The 20,774-nt window shown below is 51.1% G+C and carries 20 protein-coding genes; 18 read left to right on the top strand and 2 right to left on the bottom strand.

Annotation, left to right across the window (positions count from 1 at the left end; all coding sequences use genetic code 11):
• Positions 1-43 precede the first annotated feature (43 nt).
• From cysE to C7U56_RS07825, 10 genes are all read left to right on the top strand, one after another.
• Positions 44-724: a serine O-acetyltransferase gene (cysE, locus tag C7U56_RS07870; RefSeq protein WP_022359459.1), complete on the top strand. Its 681-nt coding sequence runs from the start codon at positions 44-46 to the stop codon at positions 722-724.
• Positions 725-806: 82 nt separating this feature from the next.
• Positions 807-2,378: a DUF3794 and LysM peptidoglycan-binding domain-containing protein gene (locus tag C7U56_RS07865; protein ID WP_107000814.1), complete on the top strand. Its 1,572-nt coding sequence runs from the start codon at positions 807-809 to the stop codon at positions 2,376-2,378.
• A gap of 467 nt (positions 2,379-2,845) precedes the next feature.
• A complete protein-coding gene (locus C7U56_RS07860) occupies positions 2,846-3,118 on the top strand; it encodes a GIY-YIG nuclease family protein (RefSeq protein WP_107000813.1) in 273 nt (90 codons plus the stop codon).
• Between the two features lie 292 nt (positions 3,119-3,410).
• Entirely contained in the window at positions 3,411-4,865 is a 1,455-nt protein-coding gene (locus tag C7U56_RS07855) for a metallophosphoesterase (protein WP_107000812.1), read from the top strand.
• Positions 4,866-4,889: 24 nt separating this feature from the next.
• Positions 4,890-5,387: an NUDIX hydrolase gene (locus C7U56_RS07850; protein ID WP_107000811.1), complete on the top strand. Its 498-nt coding sequence runs from the start codon at positions 4,890-4,892 to the stop codon at positions 5,385-5,387.
• Positions 5,388-5,765: 378 nt separating this feature from the next.
• A complete protein-coding gene (locus C7U56_RS07845) occupies positions 5,766-6,782 on the top strand; it encodes a LysR family transcriptional regulator (RefSeq protein ID WP_107000810.1) in 1,017 nt (338 codons plus the stop codon).
• Positions 6,782-7,279: a pyridoxamine 5'-phosphate oxidase family protein gene (locus C7U56_RS07840; RefSeq protein ID WP_107000809.1), complete on the top strand. Its 498-nt coding sequence runs from the start codon at positions 6,782-6,784 to the stop codon at positions 7,277-7,279. The genes C7U56_RS07845 and C7U56_RS07840 overlap by 1 nt, the downstream gene beginning before the upstream one ends.
• Positions 7,276-8,997, top strand: coding sequence for a metallophosphoesterase (locus tag C7U56_RS07835; RefSeq protein ID WP_107000808.1), 1,722 nt, complete (start codon positions 7,276-7,278; stop codon positions 8,995-8,997). The genes C7U56_RS07840 and C7U56_RS07835 overlap by 4 nt, the downstream gene beginning before the upstream one ends.
• Entirely contained in the window at positions 8,960-9,838 is an 879-nt protein-coding gene (locus C7U56_RS07830) for a radical SAM protein (protein ID WP_107000807.1), read from the top strand. Before C7U56_RS07835 ends, C7U56_RS07830 begins: the two co-directional genes overlap by 38 nt.
• Before the next feature lie 6 nt (positions 9,839-9,844).
• A complete protein-coding gene (locus tag C7U56_RS07825) occupies positions 9,845-10,702 on the top strand; it encodes an EamA family transporter (protein ID WP_107000806.1) in 858 nt (285 codons plus the stop codon).
• Here C7U56_RS07825 and C7U56_RS07820 read toward each other — a convergent pair.
• Entirely contained in the window at positions 10,699-11,646 is a 948-nt protein-coding gene (locus tag C7U56_RS07820; RefSeq protein ID WP_107000805.1) for a DNA-3-methyladenine glycosylase family protein, read from the bottom strand. The two genes, C7U56_RS07825 and C7U56_RS07820, sit on opposite strands and share 4 nt — an antisense overlap.
• Positions 11,647-12,109: 463 nt before the next feature.
• Here C7U56_RS07820 and C7U56_RS07815 point away from each other — a divergent pair, with 463 nt between their 5' ends.
• The 7 genes from C7U56_RS07815 to C7U56_RS07785 all read left to right on the top strand — a co-directional run bounded on the left by C7U56_RS07815 (position 12,110) and on the right by C7U56_RS07785 (position 19,041).
• Complete coding sequence (locus C7U56_RS07815; RefSeq protein WP_022360594.1) at positions 12,110-12,508, top strand: zinc ribbon domain-containing protein; 399 nt, start codon at positions 12,110-12,112, stop codon at positions 12,506-12,508.
• Between the two features lie 120 nt (positions 12,509-12,628).
• Positions 12,629-13,018, top strand: coding sequence for a thioesterase family protein (locus C7U56_RS07810; RefSeq protein WP_022360593.1), 390 nt, complete (start codon positions 12,629-12,631; stop codon positions 13,016-13,018).
• Between the two features lie 238 nt (positions 13,019-13,256).
• Positions 13,257-13,973 carry an MBL fold metallo-hydrolase gene (locus C7U56_RS07805; protein WP_107000804.1) on the top strand — a complete coding sequence of 239 codons (717 nt, stop codon included), beginning with the start codon at positions 13,257-13,259 and terminating at the stop codon, positions 13,971-13,973.
• Positions 13,970-14,347 (top strand): VOC family protein, encoded by a 378-nt coding sequence (locus C7U56_RS07800; RefSeq protein ID WP_107000803.1) that lies wholly within the window; start codon positions 13,970-13,972, stop codon positions 14,345-14,347. Before C7U56_RS07805 ends, C7U56_RS07800 begins: the two co-directional genes overlap by 4 nt.
• Before the next feature lie 89 nt (positions 14,348-14,436).
• Positions 14,437-15,747, top strand: a complete 1,311-nt coding sequence (locus C7U56_RS07795; protein ID WP_107000802.1) for a dihydroorotase — start codon at positions 14,437-14,439, stop codon at positions 15,745-15,747.
• Positions 15,748-15,761: 14 nt separating this feature from the next.
• Positions 15,762-17,261: a 4-alpha-glucanotransferase gene (gene malQ / locus C7U56_RS07790; protein WP_107000801.1), complete on the top strand. Its 1,500-nt coding sequence runs from the start codon at positions 15,762-15,764 to the stop codon at positions 17,259-17,261.
• A gap of 142 nt (positions 17,262-17,403) precedes the next feature.
• Complete coding sequence (locus C7U56_RS07785) at positions 17,404-19,041, top strand: ABC-F family ATP-binding cassette domain-containing protein (RefSeq protein ID WP_107000800.1); 1,638 nt, start codon at positions 17,404-17,406, stop codon at positions 19,039-19,041.
• Between the two features lie 127 nt (positions 19,042-19,168).
• On the opposite strand, the gene C7U56_RS07780 is transcribed toward C7U56_RS07785, so the two are convergent.
• A complete protein-coding gene (locus tag C7U56_RS07780; RefSeq protein WP_022360587.1) occupies positions 19,169-19,531 on the bottom strand; it encodes a helix-turn-helix domain-containing protein in 363 nt (120 codons plus the stop codon).
• A 288-nt stretch (positions 19,532-19,819) separates the two neighbouring features.
• On the opposite strand from C7U56_RS07780, the gene C7U56_RS07775 reads away from it, so the two are divergent.
• On the top strand, positions 19,820-20,746 hold the full coding sequence (locus C7U56_RS07775) for a nucleotidyltransferase family protein (protein ID WP_107001017.1): 927 nt from the start codon (positions 19,820-19,822) through the stop codon (positions 20,744-20,746).
• The last annotated feature ends 28 nt before the right edge of the window (positions 20,747-20,774 follow it).

Genomic DNA, 20,774 nt, shown 5'->3' with positions numbered 1-20,774 from the left:
CGGAAACGGAAAGGTCATTCAGTTCAGTAAAAGGGGAAGAAACATGATTTTAAAAGATATTTGGATGGATGTAAAAGCGGTTCAGGAGCGCGATCCGGCTGCGAGAAATGCATTGGAGGTACTACTTTTATATCAGGGCGTACATGCACTGATCTGGCACCGGGTGGCGCACTGGTTTTATGAGCACCATATGTTTTTCATTGCGCGCCTGATTTCACAGGTGGCACGTTTCTTTACATTGATTGAGATTCATCCGGGTGCACAGCTCGGACACGGTATTCTGATTGACCACGGCTGCGGCGTTGTCATCGGTGAGACGGCGGTGGTCGGCGACAACTGTACGATTTACCAGGGTGTGACGCTGGGCGGTGTCGGAACACAGAAGGGTAAACGTCATCCGACGCTGGGAAATAATGTGACGGTCGGTTCCGGCGCAAAGATTCTCGGTTCTTTCGAGGTCGGTGATAACTGTTCCGTAGCGGCAAATGCGGTTCTGCTCCGCCCGCTCGAGGAAAATACCACGGCTGTCGGCATTCCGGCGCGTCCGGTCAAGAAGGACGGCGTGGCGCTGCCGAAGAAGCAGAAGATGATCATCGGCGAGGACGATCAGCGTATTTTAGAGCAGATCGACGCGCTCCGGAAAGAGCTTCAGGAACTTAGAGAAGAGTCGGCAAACCTGCGGAAGGAACTGGAGGCAGTGCGGGCAGGACAGGAGAAAGCCTGACACAAAATTATTCATAACGCCCCTTTCGGCTGCATAAATTTCTTTGAGAGAAATGCGTGCGGTTTGGAAAGGGGCGTTTTTTATGATAGAGCTGATCAAAAAAGAGATACATATGAATCGGCAGAGGGGGACGGCGGTGTCGCAGCTGACGCTGGATGATGATTTTATTGTGCCGGATGCGCTGGATGATGCGGTGCAGATACTGCTGTCAGACGGGGAAGTTCAGATAGAAAATTCACGGATTCAGGGAGAAAAGGTGTTGATCCGGGGAAAGCTTGTGTTCCGGGTGCTGTACCGCCGGGAGTCGGGCGGGCTGCAGGCGATGGGCGGGGAGATTCCATTTGAGGAAACGGTCAATGTGCCGGAGCTTTCGGAGCGCGACTATACGCAGATCGTATGGAATATCGAAGATTTGAATATTACCATGATTCATTCGCGCAAGCTGAGCGCCAAAGCGGTGCTGACGCTTACGGTGCGGGCGGAAAGCCGCGTCGATGCGCAGGCTGCCGCGGACGTCGAGACGGACGATGCGGGGCTGCAAGTCCTGAAGAGAAGCGTTCCGGCAGCGACGCTTGCAGTGCGGCGCAAAGATATCTACCGGGTCCGGGAGGAAGTAAGCGTATCGGCAAATAAGCCGAATATTGAGACGATTCTCTGGCAGGAGATGCGTCTTCGGGATGTTTCGGTGCGCCCGTTGGATGGAAAACTGCATCTGGACGGTGAATTGTCGGTGTTCCTGATTTACAGCGGCGAGGGCGAGCACACGCCGGTTCAGTGGTTGGAGGAGAGTATTCCGTTTTCCGGTGAAGTGGAACTCTCGGAGGCGGTGGAGGAGATGATCCCGGCGGTCGGGGTCCGGATTCTTCATGCAGAGGCGGACAAAAAGCCGGACAGCGATGGGGAGATGCGCGAAGTGGAAGTGGAGGCGGTGCTGGAGCTGGACATCCGACTTTATAAAGAAGAATCAGTGGAACTTTTAAGCGATCTCTATTCGACCGGCTGCGAGGTCGTGAGCGAGCAGGGGGAGGTGTGCTTTGACCGGCTTTTGACGCGCAACAGCTGCAAAATGCGAGTGGGCGGAAGCGTTTCTTTTCAGAAACCGGATCGAATTCTGCAGATTTGCCACAGCAGTGGGATTGTCCGGCTGGATGAGAGCCGCCCGTCAGAAAACGGTCTGGCGATCGAGGGAGTGCTGGAAGTCAGTCTCCTGTATCTGACGGATGATGACGCGGCGCCGGTCGGGGCAATTTCTGAGGTTCTGCCATTTTCCGGCACGGTCGAGGCGGAGGGGATCCGGGAAGACTGCGTCTGGCAGTTGAATCTGGGGCTGGAACAGCTCGGCGCGGTGATGCTGGGCGGCGGTGAGGCGGAGGTCAAGGCGCAGCTCACGGTGGAACTGCTTGTATTCCAGCCGATGCAGGAAGAGGTGGTTACATCCGTGCAGACACAGCCGTTCGATTTAAAGCGCTGGGAGCAGCAGCCAGGGATTGTGGGTTATATTGTGCAGCCGGGGGATTCTCTGTGGAAAATTGCAAAAAAATTCCACACGACGGTGGATCAGGTGCGGGAAATGAATGAAATCGACGGGGAGGAAGCCGGAGCAGGGGCGCGGCTGCTTCTGATCAAAGAGGTAACGGCGGGTAACTGTTCATAGGTAGTAATTTTAGAGAGAAAAAATCGTTTCTGTTCACGGGTGGGCACTTTTGGGACCGAAAGTGCCGTAAGAAAACGTGGTGGCAGCAGGAATTTGCCGTATTGAAATTCGAAGCCACGGCAAATTCCGTTACTGGACACGTATGCGTGTACAGTAACAAAAAATCCAGCCGGAATGGTTGCATTTGGGGGAAAACTTTATATACTATTATTGTAACGGTTCAATATCTTCACAGTTACAAGCAAAAATCCATGCAGATTTGACTTTGACAAAGGATTTTCGCCTTGTAAGCTAGGAAAACGCATCCGGCCGGTGCTTGATGATAGATCCGGGGAAGGAGTTTCCCGAACCGGGCGGTGCCCGTGCATTGCAAGGCGCGGCGCCGTTTACATAGGGCATCCGGATGCGTTTTCCTGTGTACTGAGAAATTTTTGTCGGGAGTGCGAACCATAAAGGCAGGATGAGGCATGAATTATACATATCTTTTGCGCTGCGCGGACGGAACCTTGTACTGCGGGTGGACGAACCATCTGGCAGCGCGGGTGGCGGCACACAATGCCGGGAAAGGTGCAAAATACACGAAAGCCCGCCGTCCGGTAGTGCTGGCATACTATGAAGAATATGCGACGCGCAGCGAGGCGATGCGCCGGGAGGCAGCGATCAAGAAACTGACCAAAAAGGAAAAAGAGGAGATGGCAGCGCTGGGACGGACGGAGCTTCCGGTGGATGACGAGACGTAGATATATCGCGCCGGGGCAGATTATGTACGAAGAATTGGTACAAACAATAGCGGTAAAGGCAAGAAACAGCAGTAGAAATTGGTAACTGTTCAGTAGGTCTGCACATTTACTGTGCTGACCGTACGAAAACATGGGCCAGCAGGCAAAAATCCCATTGCCGTAGGCAATTTTTAATGGATTTTTGCGCGTGACTGTGAAGGTACTGAACAGTTACAGAAATTGAAAGATAGAGAGAAAACAGGAGCGGATAGGTACAGTGAGAAAAAGTAGAAGAAACAAAGGATGTATAGTGATGGCAACAGTCCTTCTGGCAGCGCTGCTTGGCGGCTGTTCGTTTCTATCGAAGGAGGCAGACGCGACGGAGGTTTCCAGCAAGGCGGAAACGGAAAGTCCGGGTGCCACACAGGAGTCGGAGACTGAGACAGCTGAGACAGAGGAGACACAGGAGAGCCATGAGGCTGCCGAAGACGAAGAAAGCGGGGAAGAGGAAACCGAGGACCATTTCGTGGAAAAGAAGATCGTGGTGGCAACGGATATGCACTATTTTGCCGAGAAACTGGCAGGAAACCGCTGTGATTCCTTTGTCGGAATGGCGAGGGGCGGAGACGGGCGCGTGCTGGAGTACGGCTGGGAGGTCATGGACGCCTTTCTCGATGATATGAAGAAGGAAGATCCAGACCTCCTGATTCTGAGCGGAGATCTGACGCTGGACGGAGAGAAAGCGAGCCATGAGGAACTGGCAGAACTTCTGGAAGGACTCAGCGAGGCGGGAATTGAGGTCGCGGTTATACCGGGAAACCACGATATCAATAACCCGGATGCCCGCCGCTATACGGCGGATGGAGCGGAAAAGGTGGAGTCCATCACAGCGGACGAGTTCCGGGATATCTATGCTGATTTTGGCTATGTAGCGGCGGACAGCCGGGATCCGGCATCGCTGAGTTATCTTTATAAGATAGACAGTGCAAACTGGGTGCTGATGCTGGATTCCTGTCAGTATGAACCGAAAAATGAGGTCGGCGGCATGATCCGCCGGGAAACGTATGAGTGGATGGAGCCGATTCTGGAAGAGGCGGAGCGGGAAGGCGCCCGCGTGATATCCGTCAGCCATCATAACCTGCTGGATGAGAGCGGAGTGAGCCGGACCTTTTATGACAACTGTACGATCGAGCACAACGAGGAACTGGTGCGGATGCTGTCGGATCATGGCGTGCGCCTGCACTTGAGCGGACATCTGCATATCCAGCATTATAAGGAAGACGAGGACACGGGCATCTATGAGGTTGTGACGGGTTCCATGGTGATGGCTCCGTGCCATTACGGGATTGTCCGCATCTGGAACGACGGGACCTACCAGTATAATGCGAAACCTGTCGATGTGGACGGCTGGGCGATACGCCACTCGTACCACAACCGAGATCTGGCAGATTTTACGGCTTATTCGGAGTCGATCCTGCGTCGGGCGGCAATCCGCGATGCAATTCGGGATCTGAATCGCCATATCGAGGATCGCCATGCATTTTTTACGGACGAGAAGAAACAGGAAATGGCTTCGTACTACGCGGATCTGTGCGTGAATTATTATGAAGGACGGATGTATCAGATCGAGGAAGCCGCAAAGGAAAATCCAGTGCTGGAAGATTGGAACAAGATCGGCTATGTCAGCGAACTGAGCGATTTTTTGCAGAATATCCTGGAGGACGAGGCGAAGGACTACGGGCATCTGAAGATTCCGAGCGTACATTAAATAAAAATGGAGGTACCAGGAGGCATGGGAGAGACAAAAAAACAGCGTTCGCCGCTGACAACGCTCTGCTACATTGAAAAAGACGATTCATATCTGATGCTGCACCGCATTAAGAAGAAACAGGATGTGAATGAAGGAAAATGGATTGGCGTCGGCGGACATTTTGAGGAGAATGAAAGCCCGGAGAACTGCCTGCTGCGCGAAGTGAAGGAGGAGACAGGGCTGACTCTGACTTCCTGGCGCTTCCGCGGAATCGTGACGTTTATCGCGAAAGGCTGGCCGACGGAATATATGTGCCTGTACACGGCGGATGGATTTGAGGGAACGCTTCGCGAATGTGACGAGGGCGAGCTTGCCTGGGTGGCGAAAAAGGATGTATCGGCTCTGCGGCTCTGGGACGGCGATCGGATCTTTTTGAAGCTTCTGATTGAAAGGGATACGTTTTTTTCATTGAAATTGTCATATGATGGGGACGAGCTGATAGAAACTGAGCTGGACGGGGTAAAAATTACATACAAATAAGCACGCAACTGCGGGTTGGTTGGGGAACGAGGGTTCTGCAGTGCGTGCTCATGAGGAATAATCAATATATGGGAACCGATTTTGGGGAAAATCGGGGTGGTTGGCTATGCCAGAAAGATAAGAAGATGAATTATTTTCTCTTGTTCCTTATCTTTAACTTGATTATATATCATTCATCGTATATAATCAAATATAAATAAGAAGATAATTATTATAAATTTTTTGTTATAGAATCACAAGTGGACAAAAGTGCCGGAAACCCTGTAGATAAAGGGGAAAGAATGGAACAGAATGAGAATGTTCACGGGCGGGAAGTTTCGGGATGAAATATCCCGCAGGATGCAGCGATGAGAAAAAGCAGGGTACATAGGAGGAAACATGTTCGACGGAAAAGAGTATGTATACGCGGTCTACGAGGAAAAGAGTTTTTCGAAGGCGGCGCAGAAACTGTATATTACGCAGCCGGCGTTAAGCACGGCGATCAAGAAGGTGGAGAAAAAGATAGGAACTCCGATTTTTGACCGGAGCACCTCTCCGATCGGACTGACGCCGGGCGGTGAAGTTTATATCGACGCGATCGAAAAGCTGTTTGCGCTGGAACAGAACACGCTCAATCAACTGAATAACTTAAATGGGCTTCTGGCGGGCAAGCTGTCGGTTGGCGGAACGATCTTTTTTACCTCGTTTGTACTTCCGGGCGTGTTGAGCGAGTTTTCCCATCGGTATCCGCAGATCAAGATTGATCTGCAGGAGGGCACGACCACACAGCTGACCGATAAGCTGGTTGCCGAGGAACTGGATCTTCTGATCGATAACTCGGAACTGGATGACAAAAATTATGAAAAGTATTATTATAGCACGGAGAGAATTATTCTGGCTGTTCCGAAGAGTTTTCCGATCAATGAGGAGCTGACCCAGTATCAGCTTACCGCGGAAGATATCCGGGCAGGACGCCACAGTCAGGCGGAGTTCCCGGTACTGCCGCTGCCGCTCTTAAAGAGTACTCCGTTTATCTTCGTCAAAGAGGAAAACAGTATTTACAAGCGCAGCATGAAGATGTGCAGCCGCCAGAATTATTCGCCGAATATTATCATGAAACCGGACCAGGTTGTCTCTGCGTTCAACATGGCAGGACGGGGCGTGGGCGCGACCTTCATCCCGGATGGCCTGATCGTCAATCTTCCATATGAAGTGCCGCTGTGCTTTTACAAGATGAATGAAGAGCTGGCGGTCCGTTACGTTTATTTGTACAAGAAGAGAAATAAATACCTCACGAAGGCGATGGAGGAGTTTATCCGCGTGGCAGTCGGCGACGAGGCGTTCCAGAAGGTACGGGAGCAACGGGAGAAAGAGAATCAGGAGAGGAAAGGTTCGGATAAGAAGGGGGATAAATAATGCGAAGAGGAGAACGTGCGATTGAGTCGAAAGACGGGCAGAAAGCCATTTTGGAACACTGCCGGGTGTGTAGTCTCGCCTTTTCCGGGGATGAATACCCGTATGTGATCCCGTTAAATTATGGTTTTGTGTGGAACGAAGACCAGGAGATGCCGGTGCTGTATTTCCACGGCGCTCCGGTGGGAACGAAGATTGAGCATATGGAGCGCGACAACCGGGTGGCATTCTGTGTGCAGAATGAAAAAGAGATAAAGATTCTGGAACCGGCATGCAGAAGCACGATGATTTATGAGAGTGTCTGCGGGACTGGACGGTTATCCCGTGTGGCTGCTCCTGGGGAGAAAGGAGAGGCACTGACAAGGATCATGCAGCAGTATGACCCGGAGGGCGGACCGTATGAGTTTGCTCCGGAGGTAGCGGCGAGAACCACCGTCCTCTGCCTGCGTGTGGAAACTCTGACAGGTAAGAGCAATGCGCCGAAACCGGAGCAGCCATGAAACAGTTAAGACAGATGTCGATTCTGGTGCGGGGGGCACAGCTTCTGCTGCTGGTCCTCGCACTTTTTCTGGTTGTATGGCTGGTGCCGGATGCAGGGAAAAAGCATGCATCCGGGACGGAAGCTTCGGAAGCTGAGACAGATGGCGGCGATGTGGCGGAGAATGAAAAAAATAGAGCCGCCGGGAATCTGGAGGAGGATGAATCATCCGCCGGGGAAGTGATACAGGATGATGCAGATGAGAACGCTTCGGATGGAGAAACGGCTTTAAAGCGCCGGACTTCCCGGAAACAGCTGTATAAAAGAAAAAAAGAGCCCCAGAAGGCACAGGAAGAGACAGTTTATATGCCGCCGACCATCTGGCTGGCGACGGATCTTCACTATCAGTCCCCGCAGATGACAGATTTCCAGTCGGCGTTTGATACCTATACGATGGGAAATGATGGGACGATCGTGCCGTATCTGGATGAGATTACGGAGGCATTTCTGGAGGAGGTGCGGACGGCGCATCCATCGGCACTGGTTTTGAGCGGAGATCTCTCCCAGAATGGTGAGAAAGCAAACCATGAAGCGCTTGCAGAGAAGCTAGAGCGGGTGCAGGCAGCGGGAATTCCGGTGCTGGTGATTCCGGGCAACCATGATATTAACCACCCGTGGGCGGCAACGTATTTTGATGATCAGGTATCCCCGGCAGAGGGAACAAGTTCGGAAGAGTTTTACCAGATTTACCATAAGTTTGGCTATGATCAGGCGGTGTCCCGGGCTTCGGATTCGCTGAGTTATGTTTACCGCCTGGATGAAAAATATTGGCTGATGATGCTGGACAGCTGTATGTGTGAACCGGTCCATGAGACGGGCGGAAAGCTAAGCGAAGAGACGGTTGCGTGGATGAAAACACAGCTGGAGGAGGCGAAAAAACAGGGTGTGACGGTCATTCCGGTTTCACACCACAATCTGCTGGATGAGAGTACACTCTATCCGGAGGAATGCACGATTGAAAATACGAAAGAAGTGACCGCGCTTCTGGAAGCATATGGAGTTCCGGTGTATTTGAGCGGGCATCTGCATTTGCAGAGAATCAAGAAGCATACGTCAAATCTGAATACACCGGGCGGATATGGAATCCGGGAGATAGTGACTTCTCCGCTTCCGATGGCGCCGTGCCAGTACAGTATCCTAAACTGGCAGACGGATGGCAGTCTGTCCTACCATACAAAAAAGGTAGACATAGCAGGCTGGGCGCAGCGCTACGGGGAAGAAGACGAGAATCTTCTCAATTTTGATGCTTATGCGGATCAGTTTCTGGTAGATGTGATTTCGAAACAGGCGTTTAAGGCTCTGCAGTCGGCATCAAAGGATATCAAAGAAGAGATGGCAAGGCTCTATGCCGATATGAACCGTGATTATTGTTCGGGCACGAAGATTGATGTGGCAAAGATCAGAAAAAGCGAGGCATATCAGTACTGGATCCGTTATAGCGGCAATGATTTTTGGCTGGCAAGGCTGCAGGCGATCCTGCACGATGCCCGGACGGACAACACGGTGCTGGAGCTGAAAGCGGGTGTGGATTTCCCGCTGCCGGGGGAGACGATAGAAAACCCGGAGAATGCAGAAAAAGAGGAAACTGTCGGAGCAGATGCGGGCAGTCCGGCAGAGGAGATACAGAAAAAGGAGGAATCATATGGACTACGAGGGAATTGTATACAGACCGCCGAGTGAGGCGCGCAGCCTGATCATTCAGGTGACGATCGGATGTGCACACAACACCTGCGGCTTTTGCAATATGTATAAAGAAAAGAAGTTCCGGATCCGGAGCCTGGCGGAGATTCTGGCAGATTTGACGGAGGTTTCGCACAATCCGTATGCGCCGTATATCGAGAAGGTATTTTTGGCGGACGGCGATGCGCTGGTTATGAAAACAGAGGATCTTCTGGTAATTCTGGATGCGATCCACCGCCTGTATCCGGGCGTGAAGCGGGTGGCTTCCTACGGAACGGCACAGGATATTTTGCGGAAATCGGAAGAAGAGCTGATCCGCCTGCGCGAGGCGGGACTCGGAATCGTCTATGTGGGCGCGGAATCCGGCGACAATGAGATTTTAAAATATATCAATAAAGGCGTGACGGCGGAACAGACCATTGAGGCAGGGCAGAAGCTGAAACGCTGCGGCATCGCGACCTCAGTGACGCTGATTTCGGGGCTTGGCGGACGCAGCAAGGTGGAAGAACATGCCCTGTCCTGTGCGAAGCTCATCACGGCGATGAACCCGGAGTACGCATCCTTCCTGACGCTGCGCCTGTACGAGGGCACGCCGATGTATGCAGATGTCGTGGAAGGGCGGTTCCAGCGGATAACCCCGGATGAAATTGTGGATGAAATAGAAATTTTCCTGAAAAATGTGGATTCTCCGGGCACTGTATTCCGGACGAACCATGCGTCGAACTACGTGATTCTGGCGGGAACCTTAAACGGGGATATCCCGGCCATGCTTAAAAAACTGGAGGAGGCAAAGAGAACGCATCATTACCGGAAATTCCGGGAGACTGGCGATCTCTTATAAGTAGGTATGATTTATCTGATTTTTGCGATTCTTTTCAGCGCGTCCCTGGCGCTGGCGCTGCGGATCAGTGAGACGTTCAGCGATAACCGATATGGGATTTTGGTTGGAAATTATGTGACCTGCCTGGTGGTGGCATTTATTCTGCTTCCAGATAAAAATATCTTTGCGGCAGGCAGCCGGACGGCGGTTCTCACGGGAATCGTGAATGGATTTTTGTTTACAGGAAATCTGGTTCTGATGCAGAAATGCATCCGTGAAAATGGGGCAGTTCTGTCGTCGGCATTTGCGAAGCTTGGTATCGTGATTCCGGTCACGGCGAGTATCCTGTTTTTAGGTGAGATCCCGACGCTGTTCCAGCTGGTGGGAATTGTGCTGGTTATTGTGGCGATCTGGGTCATCAACAGCGAGGGGGACCGCGGCTGCGGACGCAGACGGAGGATGGGTTCGGCGGGACTTCTGCTCGTTTTATTTGTCGTCAGCGGTATGGCAGACGGGATGTCCAAGGTAACGGAGAGGATCGGCGAGAGACGGTTTGATGCGCTGTTTCTGTTCTATACGTTCCTGACCGCACTGGTTCTGACTGTGGTTCTGGCATTTCTCGAGCAGCAGAGAACCCGCCGCAAGATTGGAAAGATGGACTTTTTGAGTGGTGTGGCAGTCGGATTTCCAAACTATTTTTCAACCTCGCTGCTGCTGGCGAGTGTGTCGAGACTGCCGGCGTTTATCGTGTATCCGAGCTTTAGTGTCGGCACGATCCTGGTGGTCAGCTTTGTGAGCGTGCTGGTGCTCGGGGATCCAATCAGCCGGAGACAGATTGGGGGATGCGGGATTATTTTGGTGGCATTGGCGCTGCTGAATCTTTAGAATTTTCCGTTTCGGATGCTGCGCTCATAATAAAAGATATACTGTTGCATTACCCCTGCGTATCCTTTATAGCTTCCAAAAAAATCCTGGATAATAGTAGTGTACAGGCGGCTTTTTGGAAGGCGGCGGTAGCGGATGGGATGTTTGGGAAGGTATTCTTTGGTCAGGATCTGTTCGATCCAGGTATCGACGGGGAAGGCGTCGATGTGGTGGAGTCCGAAGAGGCAGACGCAGTTGGCGACCTTGGGACCGATGCCATAGAGGCTGGTAAGTGCGGTCATGGCTTCGTCCGGCGGCAGGGCTGCGAGGGATTCTAAGGATACGGTTCCGGCGAGGACATCCTGGATGAGGCGGTGGATGTATTTGGCGCGGTAGCCGAGTTTTAAGGCTAATAGGTCGTCCAGGCTGGCAGATGCCAGTTCTTCGGGCGAGGGAAAAGAATAGTAGGTGCGGATGGAACCGTCGGACAGGGCGGCGGTTCTCTTCGCACCGTATTTTTTTGCCAGGGTCTCGACGGCTTCGCGGATCTTTGGGATGGTTTTCTGCTGGGAGATCAGGAAGGTGATCATCATTTCCCAGAGATCCTGACGGAGAATCCGGATGCCGGAACCGGCGTCTGCCGCCGCCGCGAGGTAGGCATCGTCTGCGCGGATGGAGGCGATGAAAGAGCCGTAATCGGTGCCGAGATCGAAGTATTGTTTCCAAAAAGGAAGCGCTTCGTCCGGGCAGTCGAAGAAGAAACCGTCCGGCGTCTCGGAAATTTCCAGATAGTGCGTCCCGCTGATGAGTGACCAGATCCCCGGTTTTTCCGGAACCGGAAGCATACGGAAACATTGACCGGAGGCGGCGATCTGTGCGAGGTTCAGGTTCAGGCAGGAGATGATGTGGGAGTTGGGAAAATTGTGCTTTTCGATTGCAGGCAGGTTTGTTGTATGTGTGTTCATGGCAGGGCATCCTCTTTTTTTTAAATATTTTTTGCTTATATCAATGGAATATCAAGTTATAAAACCTTGAATCATAAAGTATCAAATCATGTAATTCTTATGAGACGTATCATAGCATAGAAGACCTTTGACTGCAAACGGTTACCTTTTATCAGAAAGGAATGTTACTGTTCACGCATACGTGCCCAGTAACGGAATTTGCCGTGGCTTCGCATTTAAATACGGCAAATTCCTGCTGCCACCACGTTTTCTTACGGCACTTTCGGTTCCAAAAGTGCCTACCTGTGAACAGTAACAAAGGAATTGCATCAGAGCGTAAAAAAATCTTGCGAAAGACGCGCTACTTAGGTATGATGTATATATGTGCGCACTCGCGCGAAGAGGAATCATGTCGCAAGCGACCGCGCTCGGCGCGAGAATGTGCCAGAGCACATGCTTTGTTCTATGGCAGGAGGGGAGACGGATGTTTTTTATCGGTGGCATCAGTTCCGGCGTGAAGCCGCTGGAGTACCTGAAAACAGTGATCTGCGGGCGCTGCGGCGCTTATGGGCGGTATCAGGTGTACATGACCTATATGTATTTTAGTTTCTTTTTTATCCCGATTTTTAAATGGAACCGGCGCTTTTTCGTAGAAATGTCGTGCTGCGGTGCGGTCTATGAGCTGGATCCGGAGGTAGGAAAGAGGCTGCTTCGGGGCGAGGAGGTCGAGATCACGGAAAGCGATCTGACACTTCGGCAGGATGGAAATGGAAATCCGTGGACGGGAAGTGATGCATCACACCGTCATAAGGTCTGTCCGTCCTGTGGATTTGAGACGGATGAGGATTTTTCGTACTGTCCAAAGTGCGGCAAACCGCTGTAAGGCGGGGAAATACAGACGGATACCGCTAAAAGAGTGATGGCGGCTGTGGAAGCACGGGACGGTTACAAAAATTTGATACAGCGCAGATTTTGGCGCAAAAAAGAAAGAGAGGCAGACAATATGTTAGAAGCTGGTATCAAGGGAAGACAGGAAGTTATGGTTACGGATGAAAATTCCGCAGCAGCAGTGGGAAGCGGTCTGTTACCGGTGTTTGCAACTCCGGCGATGGTTGCACTGATGGAGAAAACCGCGTGGATGAGCGTGGCTCCGTACTTAAACGACGGTGAGGGAACCGTTGGTACAAAGCTGGAAATTGCCCATAATGCAGCGACCCCGGTCGGCATGCAGGTTTGGTGTGAGAGTGAGCTGGTAGAAGTAGACGGCAGACGTCTCGTATTTAAGGTAGAGGCATTTGACGCGAAAGGTTCCATCGGCGGCGGCACACATGAGCGTTTCATCATCAAAAATGAGAAATTCTTAGCAAAAGCACAGAGCAAGAAAGAAAACTAAAGGTTGCGAAGAGAGCACAGCCGGCTGAAAGCGCTGCGAGTATCGTATGCGGGATACTTTTGGCTGGCTGTTGTTTCGTGTAATAGGAAATTCCTTGAAATTTCTTATTACACAAAAAGGCACTAACGTGCCAATGATGCGCACTCGCGCGAAGCAGAAACATGTCGCAAGCGACCGCGCTCGGCGCGAGAATGTGCCAAGGCACATTCTTTTTCATTATAGAAGGGAATTAATTCGTTTGAAAATCACATATATTCATCACAGCTCGTTTTCAGTTGAGCTTGAAAATGCCGTGATTCTGTTTGATTATTTTAAGGGAACTCTCCCGGAGTTCCCGGCAGGGAAGCCCCTCTTTATCTTTGCGAGCCATTTCCATGCCGATCATTATGCTCCGGTAATCTTTCAGCTGGGAGAGAAACGGGAAAATGTTTTTTATATTCTCTCAAAAGAGATTGGGAAAAAGATACCAGAGGAATATCGTAAACGATATAAAGACAGGATACGGCTGGTAAAGGCAGGAGAAAGATTTTGCCTGAATATTTCTGAAGAAAGCCTTATCGTCGAGACGTTCCATTCCACCGACGAAGGCGTCGCCTTCTGGCTCTCCTGCGAAGGAAAGGAGATTTATCACGCCGGTGACTTAAATAACTGGTGGTGGGAAGGCGAAGATATGGCATGGAACCGGAATATGGCGGCTTCTTATAAACAGGAGATGAAAAAGCTTTCCGGGCGCACGGCGGATCTGGCATTTATCCCGGTCGATCCGAGGCAGGAGCAGTGGTTTTATCTGGGCGCTGCCGGTTTTATGGAGCAGGCGGACGCAAAATGGATTTTCCCGATGCATTTCTGGGAAGATTATACGATTATACCAAAATTAATCGAACATCCATCCAGTGAAGGCTGGCGGGATCGGATTGTAGAGATTCACAAGGAAGGAGAGGAGTTTATTCGATGAAATTTACATTTGCACACAACAATTTCAATGTCATCGATCTGGACAAGTCACTGAAATTTTATGAGGAAGCACTGGGACTTAAGGAGGTACGCCGCAAGGAGGCGGCAGACGGAAGCTTTATCCTTGTTTATCTGGGCGACGCCACGACCAGCTACCAGCTGGAGCTGACCTGGCTGCGCGACTGGGAGAAGGACTCCTACAACCTGGGCGACAATGAGTTCCATCTGGCATTTGAGACGGAAGACATGGAGGCGGCACATGCCAAACATAAGGAAATGGGATGCATCTGTTTTGAAAATCCGGCGATGGGTATTTATTTCATTAACGATCCGGATGGATACTGGCTGGAGATCGTGCCGGCGAAGAGGAGTTAAGGGCTGAGTTTGTCTGAAAAAATGTTTTGACGTGATTGTGAAGGTACTGAACAGTTACGTTTTAACATATGAGTTAAAAAGGGGTTAGAATGGTAAAAATAATTAAAAACGGAAGAGTCATCGATCCGGAGAGCAGATTCGACGGAAGGGCAGATTTGTGGATTGAAAATGGAAAAATCCAGAAAATCGTGAAAAAAGATACAAAATCAGAATCAGATGAGGCATCTGACGCACCGTTCATCCCGGCGGATGCCGAGGTGCTGGATGCAGAAGGGCTGATCGTCGCGCCGGGACTGGTGGACGTCCACGTGCATTTCCGCGATCCGGGTCTGACCTACAAGGAGGACATCGAGACGGGCGCGGCGGCTGCGAAGGCGGGCGGCTTTACGACGGTGGTCTGTATGGCAAACACGAAACCGGTTGCCGATACGCCGGAGATTGTCCGGTATATTCTGGAAAAGGGTGCGAAAACGGGAATCCACGTGGAAACCTGCGCGGCAGTCTCGAAGGGATTTCAAGGAAAAGAACTGACCGATATGGAGTCCCTCAAAGAGGCGGGTGCGATCGGATTTACGGATGACGGAATCCCGCTGATGAGCGAAAAATTGGTCAAAGAGGCGATGGAGACGGCGAAACGTCTCAATGTGCCGCTCAGCTTCCATGAGGAGGATCCGGCATTTATTTTCAACAACGGCATCAACCGCGGTCCGGTGTCCGAGCAGCTGGGAATCGGTGGTTCCCCGGCGCTGGCGGAGGATTCGATGGTGGCGCGCGACTGCATGATCGCGCTTCACACGGGCGCAGATGTGGATATCCAGCACATCAGTTCCCGTAATGCGGTGCAGATGGTCGGGCTGGCGAAAAAGCTGGGCGCGCATGTCTGGGCGGAGGTGACACCGCATCATTTTACACTGGACGAGACGGCGGTTCTGGAGTACGGAACACTGGCGAAAATGAATCCGCCGCTGCGGAGTGCTGCGGATCGCGAGGCGTTGATTGAAGCAATCAAGGACGGCACGATTGATATGATTGCGACGGATCATGCACCGCACAGCGCCGAGGAGAAGGAAAAACCGCTGACCGAGGCACCGAGCGGCATCATCGGGCTGGAAACCTCCCTGCCATTGGCGGTTACCAGGCTGGTAAAAGCTGGTCACATTGATTATCTGACTCTGTTTGAGAAAATGTGCCTGAATCCGGCGAAGCTGTACCGGATGAAGGAGGCGGGACGCATCCGCGAGGGCGGCGCGGCGGATCTGGTTCTTTTTGACGACCAGACACCATATACCGTAGAAAAATTCCATTCCAAGGCGTCTAACTCCCCGTTTGTGGGAGTGAAGCTCTATGGAAAGGTTCACTATACCATCTGCAGCGGTGAGACAGTATATCGGGCAGAATAGGAGGAAACGAAGCGATGAAGACAATGTTAAAACGCGGCGCAGGCGTACTGATGCCGATTTTCAGCCTGCCGTCGCCGTATGGAATCGGTACGTTCGGACGGGCGGCGTATGAGTTTATTGATCAGTTAAAACGCGGACGCCAGACGTACTGGCAGGTGCTTCCGATGGGACCGACCTGCTACGGGGACAGCCCGTACCAGTCCTACTCTGCATTTGCGGGAAATCCGTATTTTATTGATCTGGATACGCTGAAAGACGAGAAACTTCTGACCCAGGATGAGATAGACGCCTGCTGGTGGTGCGACAAGCAGGATCAGGTCAAATATGACGCGCTGTATTATTACCGTTTTCCGCTTCTGCGCAAGGCGTATGAGCGGAGCAGCCATAAGGAAAGTGAGGAATATCAGGCATTTCTGGAAGAAAATGAAGAATGGCTGGACGACTATGCGCTCTATATGGCAGTCAAGGGTAAATATGAAGGAAAAGGCTGGATGGACTGGGACGAGGACATCCGGTTCCGCCGTCCGGAGGCGCTTTCGGCATGCCGCGAAGAGCTGGCAGAAGAAATAAATTACTGGAAGTTCTTACAGTTTAAGTTTTTTGAACAGTGGAAAAAATTAAAACAGTATGCAAAAGAAAAAGAACTTCAGATCGTCGGCGATATTCCGATTTACGTGGCGCTCGACAGCGCGGATGTCTGGAGCCACCCGGAGCTGTTCCAGCTCGACGAGGAAAATCTGACGCCGCTCAAGGTATCGGGTGTGCCGCCGGATGCATTTTCAGAGGATGGACAGCTCTGGGGCAACCCGCTTTACGACTGGGAGAAAATGGAACAAACCGATTTCGCCTGGTGGCGAAGCCGGATGAAAGCGTCCGCGAAGCTCTACGATGCGGTGCGGATCGACCATTTCATCGGCGTGGTGCAGTATTATGCAATCCCGTATGGCGCTGTGACTGCGAAAGACGGCGAGTGGGAGAAAGGTCCGGGCAAAAAGCTGACCGACGCACTTGACGAGGCGGCAGGCGAGACGAAGATCATCGCGGAGGATCTTGGTGTCTTCTGTCAGGAGGTCAAGGATCTGCTGGCAGAGACGGGCTATCCGGGCATGAAGATCATTGAGTTTGCGTTCAGTGGCGACCGTTTCAACGAGCATCTGCCGCACTGCTATGACCCGAACTCCGTAGTCTACGGTGGAACGCACGACAATGAGACGCTGGCGGGGTATTTCAAACCGGAAAAACGTCAGTGGTGGGAGCTTCAGTACATTGCCGATTACCTCGGTGCAGCACACCAGAGTGAGGTGGTAGACCGCGTGTTCCGCGCGGCATACGGTTCAGTCGCGAGCGTTGCCATTTTCCAGATGCAGGATGTGTTGAAGCTCGATAACTGGGCGCGCATGAATACGCCGGGAACTCTCGGGGAAAACTGGCGCTGGCGTCTGCTTCCGGGGCAGTTTACGGATGAGCGGGCAGATTATTTGTCCTGGCTGGTGGATACGTTCGGAAGATTTTAGTTTTTGGCGGATGGGAATAAAAACCCGTAAAATGCTTGCAAATTCGGGAAAAACCTGTAAAATATACATGGATTGCACCCGCCCGGGGCAAAGATGCACCTGGGGAGTATGAACGATTTGAACAGTATGAAAGGAAATTGCCATGATTAGTACAAGCAATGTAACACTGCGAGTAGGAAAGAAGGCGTTATTTGAGGACGTAAGCATTAAATTTATCGAGGGAAACTGCTACGGACTCATCGGTGCCAACGGTGCCGGGAAGTCTACCTTTTTACGAATCCTGTCCGGACAGCTGGAACCGACCAATGGTGAGGTTATCATCACACCGGGACAGAGACTTTCATTCTTACAGCAGGATCACTTTAAATATGACGCATATCCGGTACTTGATACCGTTATTATGGGAAATGCGAGACTCTACGAGATCATGAAAGAGAAGGAAGCTATCTACATGAAGGAAGACTTCTCCGAGGAGGACGGCGTCAAGGCTGCCGAGCTGGAGGGCGAGTTCGCCACGATGAACGGCTGGGAGGCAGAGTCCGACGCGGCGAACCTTTTAAATGGTCTGGGAATCGAGACGGATCTCCACTACAAACAGATGGCAGATCTGACCGGTGCCCAGAAGGTCAAAGTTCTTCTGGCACAGGCACTGTTCGGAAACCCGGACATCCTGCTTCTCGACGAGCCGACAAACCACTTGGATCTCGATGCGATCGCATGGCTCGAGGAGTTCTTGATCAACTTTGAGAATACGGTTATCGTGGTATCCCATGACCGTTACTTCTTAAATAAAGTCTGCACCCAGATCGCAGATATCGACTATGGCAAGATTCAGCTCTATGCCGGAAACTACGATTTCTGGTACGAGTCCAGCCAGCTGATGATCAAGCAGATGAAGGAAGCCAACAAGAAGAAGGAAGAGAAGATCAAGGAGCTGCAGGAGTTCATCCAGCGATTTTCTGCCAATGCTTCCAAGTCTAAGCAGGCAACCTCCAGAAAACGTGCTCTGGAGAAGATTGAGTTAGATGAGATCAAACCGTCCAGCCGTAAGTACCCGTATATCGACTTCCGTCCGGAACGTGAGATTGGTAATGAGGTATTAAGCGTAGAGAACCTGTCTAAGACTATCGATGGTGTGAAGGTTCTTGATAATATTTCCTTCATTCTCGGACGCGAGGACAAGGTAGCATTTGTAGGACCGAACGAGCAGGCAAAGACCGTTCTCTTCAAGATTATTTCCGGCGAGATGGAGCCGGATGAGGGATCCTATAAATGGGGTCTGACCACCAGTCAGGCATATTTCCCGAAGGACAATTCGAAAGAGTTCGATAACGACGACACGATCGTAGACTGGCTGACCCAGTACTCTCCGGTTAAGGATGTGACCTATGTCCGCGGATTCTTAGGACGTATGCTGTTTGCCGGTGAGGACGGCGTGAAGAAGGTCCGCGTTCTTTCTGGTGGTGAGAAGGTGCGCTGCATGCTTTCTAAGATGATGATCTCCGGTTCCAATGTCCTGATTCTGGACGAGCCGACCGACCATCTGGATATGGAGTCCATTACCGCTCTGAACAACGGTATGATCAAGTTCCCGGGCGTGCTGTTATTCTCCTCCCGTGACCACCAGATCGTTGAGACGACCGCAAACCGTATCATGGAAATCGTAAACGGCAAGCTGATCGATAAGATTACTACTTACGATGAGTATCTGGCAAACGATGAGATGGCGAGAAAACGTCAGGTATTTACTGTTACGGATAGTGAGGAAGAGGACGACTAAGAGCTGGAATCAAAGTGATTTAGACAAAAGTCTGAAAGATAAAAGACAGCCCCAGACGCTGCATGTGAGCGATGCCTGGAGCTGTCTTTTGCACATCTATGGTGTCAATGTCCCGTTTTTAGCGCGATCAATCCTTCTTATGGCGTGATTCCAGATAAACCAGGTAATTGATGTATTCGATCAACTGCTTTTTCGTGGAAGTCTGGAAGGATGAGATACGCCCATTGACCTCTCCATAGGTGACATTTTTAAGAAATGGTTTCGCCATTTCGGGCGGATTCTTCGGGTAGGAGGTTCGACCGAGAATATAATCGGCGCTGACCTGGTAATAATCCGCCAGCTTTATCAGATGCCGAAGAGGCAGATCCGTCCGGTTTGTTTCATAGCGGGAATAGATTTGCTGAGTTGTACCCAGCAGACTGGAAATTTCCGCCTGCGTTTTTCCTTTGTCCTCCCGTAAATCACGGAGCCGGTCACCAGCAGCAATCATTTAAAGCACCTCCCGCATACATCAAATATTTGTGAAAACAATCTATCATACAAGTATGCGCAGAACTAAAAGATACAATTAACTGATGTAGAAACAGTAAAAAATACATTTATAAAAATGTAAACAAAAAAAGAATATCCGCTCTATGGAATAAAACGGCAGCCGGGTTTTTGTTTTACTGTTTACAGTCTGCCCGAATTAGTTTAAAATAAAAGGAAATAGGCAATTCTGCTTTGAATGAAAACGGGCAGGATTGCGGATAAGAAACAGAAAGCGAGGACAATTTTCATGAGTCAGAAGCCAGTTCTGGTGATCATGGCGGCTGGTATGGGCAGCCGGTACGGCGGCTTGAAGCAGATTGATCCGGTCGATCGGGAAGGAGATCTGATCATCGATTTTTCGATCTTCGACGCAGTCGAGGCTGGATTCGAAAAGGTCGTATTTATTATCAAGAAATCGATTGAGAAAGAGTTTAAGGAACATATCGGAAACCGCATGGAAAAGCACGTGCAGGTGGAGTATGTGTATCAGGAAAATGACCGTCTTCCGGATGGGTTTGAGGTTCCGGAGGGACGCGTCAAACCGTGGGGAACCGGTCATGCGATTCTCTGCTGCAGCGAGGTGATCGACGGACCGTTTGCGGTGATCAACGCGGATGATTACTATGGAAAATCGGCGTTCAAGGCGATCTATGATCGTCTGGCATCCTGCGGTGATGATGACAAATATCAGTATGCGATGGTTGCCTATCATCTCTACAACACATTGACGGAAAACGGGCATGTGGCGCGCGGCGTCTGTACGGTGGATGCGGATGGACATCTGGCGGATATCCACGAGAGAACGCGCATCGAGAAGCACGGCGATCAGGCGGAATATACCGAGGATGACGGCGCAACCTGGGAGCAGCTGGGGGAGGATACGCTTGTATCGATGAACCTCTGGGGCTTTACTTCCAGCATCTTAAAGGAGTTAAAGGCGCGCTTTGTTCCATTTTTGGAGAAAAACCTGTCGGTAAATCCACTCAAATGTGAGTATTTCCTCCCGTTTGTGGTGGATGAACTTCTGAAAGAGGGGAAAGCCGAGGTGACCGTGTTAAAGAGCGTGGACCGCTGGTACGGCGTGACCTACAAGGAAGATAAGAAGATGGTGACAGACGCGATTCAGGGGATGAAGGACGGCGGTCTGTATCCGAAAAAACTTTGGGAAGAGTAAGAATGAAGAGATAGGTATTAGGAAGGAA

It is taken from the genome of Clostridium fessum, assembly GCF_003024715.1.
GTDB classification, from domain to species: domain Bacteria; phylum Bacillota; class Clostridia; order Lachnospirales; family Lachnospiraceae; genus Otoolea; species Otoolea fessa.
Note: the sequence above shows the minus strand (reverse complement) of the source record. Positions and strands in the feature narration are given on the sequence as shown.

Bases quoted from the DNA above. Each gene is read 5' to 3' on its own strand.
- cysE (WP_022359459.1), top strand. From the start codon at position 44: ATGATTTTAAAAGATATTTGGATGGATGTAAAAGCGGTTCAGGAGCGC.
- C7U56_RS07865 (WP_107000814.1), top strand. From the start codon at position 807: ATGATAGAGCTGATCAAAAAAGAGATACATATGAATCGGCAGAGGGGG.
- C7U56_RS07860 (WP_107000813.1), top strand. From the start codon at position 2,846: ATGAATTATACATATCTTTTGCGCTGCGCGGACGGAACCTTGTACTGC.
- C7U56_RS07855 (WP_107000812.1), top strand. From the start codon at position 3,411: ATGGCAACAGTCCTTCTGGCAGCGCTGCTTGGCGGCTGTTCGTTTCTA.
- C7U56_RS07850 (WP_107000811.1), top strand. From the start codon at position 4,890: ATGGGAGAGACAAAAAAACAGCGTTCGCCGCTGACAACGCTCTGCTAC.
- C7U56_RS07845 (WP_107000810.1), top strand. From the start codon at position 5,766: ATGTTCGACGGAAAAGAGTATGTATACGCGGTCTACGAGGAAAAGAGT.
- C7U56_RS07840 (WP_107000809.1), top strand. From the start codon at position 6,782: ATGCGAAGAGGAGAACGTGCGATTGAGTCGAAAGACGGGCAGAAAGCC.
- C7U56_RS07835 (WP_107000808.1), top strand. From the start codon at position 7,276: ATGAAACAGTTAAGACAGATGTCGATTCTGGTGCGGGGGGCACAGCTT.
- C7U56_RS07830 (WP_107000807.1), top strand. From the start codon at position 8,960: ATGGACTACGAGGGAATTGTATACAGACCGCCGAGTGAGGCGCGCAGC.
- C7U56_RS07825 (WP_107000806.1), top strand. From the start codon at position 9,845: ATGATTTATCTGATTTTTGCGATTCTTTTCAGCGCGTCCCTGGCGCTG.
- C7U56_RS07820 (WP_107000805.1), bottom strand. From the start codon at position 11,646: ATGAACACACATACAACAAACCTGCCTGCAATCGAAAAGCACAATTTT.
- C7U56_RS07815 (WP_022360594.1), top strand. From the start codon at position 12,110: ATGTTTTTTATCGGTGGCATCAGTTCCGGCGTGAAGCCGCTGGAGTAC.
- C7U56_RS07810 (WP_022360593.1), top strand. From the start codon at position 12,629: ATGTTAGAAGCTGGTATCAAGGGAAGACAGGAAGTTATGGTTACGGAT.
- C7U56_RS07800 (WP_107000803.1), top strand. From the start codon at position 13,970: ATGAAATTTACATTTGCACACAACAATTTCAATGTCATCGATCTGGAC.
- C7U56_RS07795 (WP_107000802.1), top strand. From the start codon at position 14,437: ATGGTAAAAATAATTAAAAACGGAAGAGTCATCGATCCGGAGAGCAGA.
- malQ (WP_107000801.1), top strand. From the start codon at position 15,762: ATGAAGACAATGTTAAAACGCGGCGCAGGCGTACTGATGCCGATTTTC.
- C7U56_RS07785 (WP_107000800.1), top strand. From the start codon at position 17,404: ATGATTAGTACAAGCAATGTAACACTGCGAGTAGGAAAGAAGGCGTTA.
- C7U56_RS07780 (WP_022360587.1), bottom strand. From the start codon at position 19,531: ATGATTGCTGCTGGTGACCGGCTCCGTGATTTACGGGAGGACAAAGGA.
- C7U56_RS07775 (WP_107001017.1), top strand. From the start codon at position 19,820: ATGAGTCAGAAGCCAGTTCTGGTGATCATGGCGGCTGGTATGGGCAGC.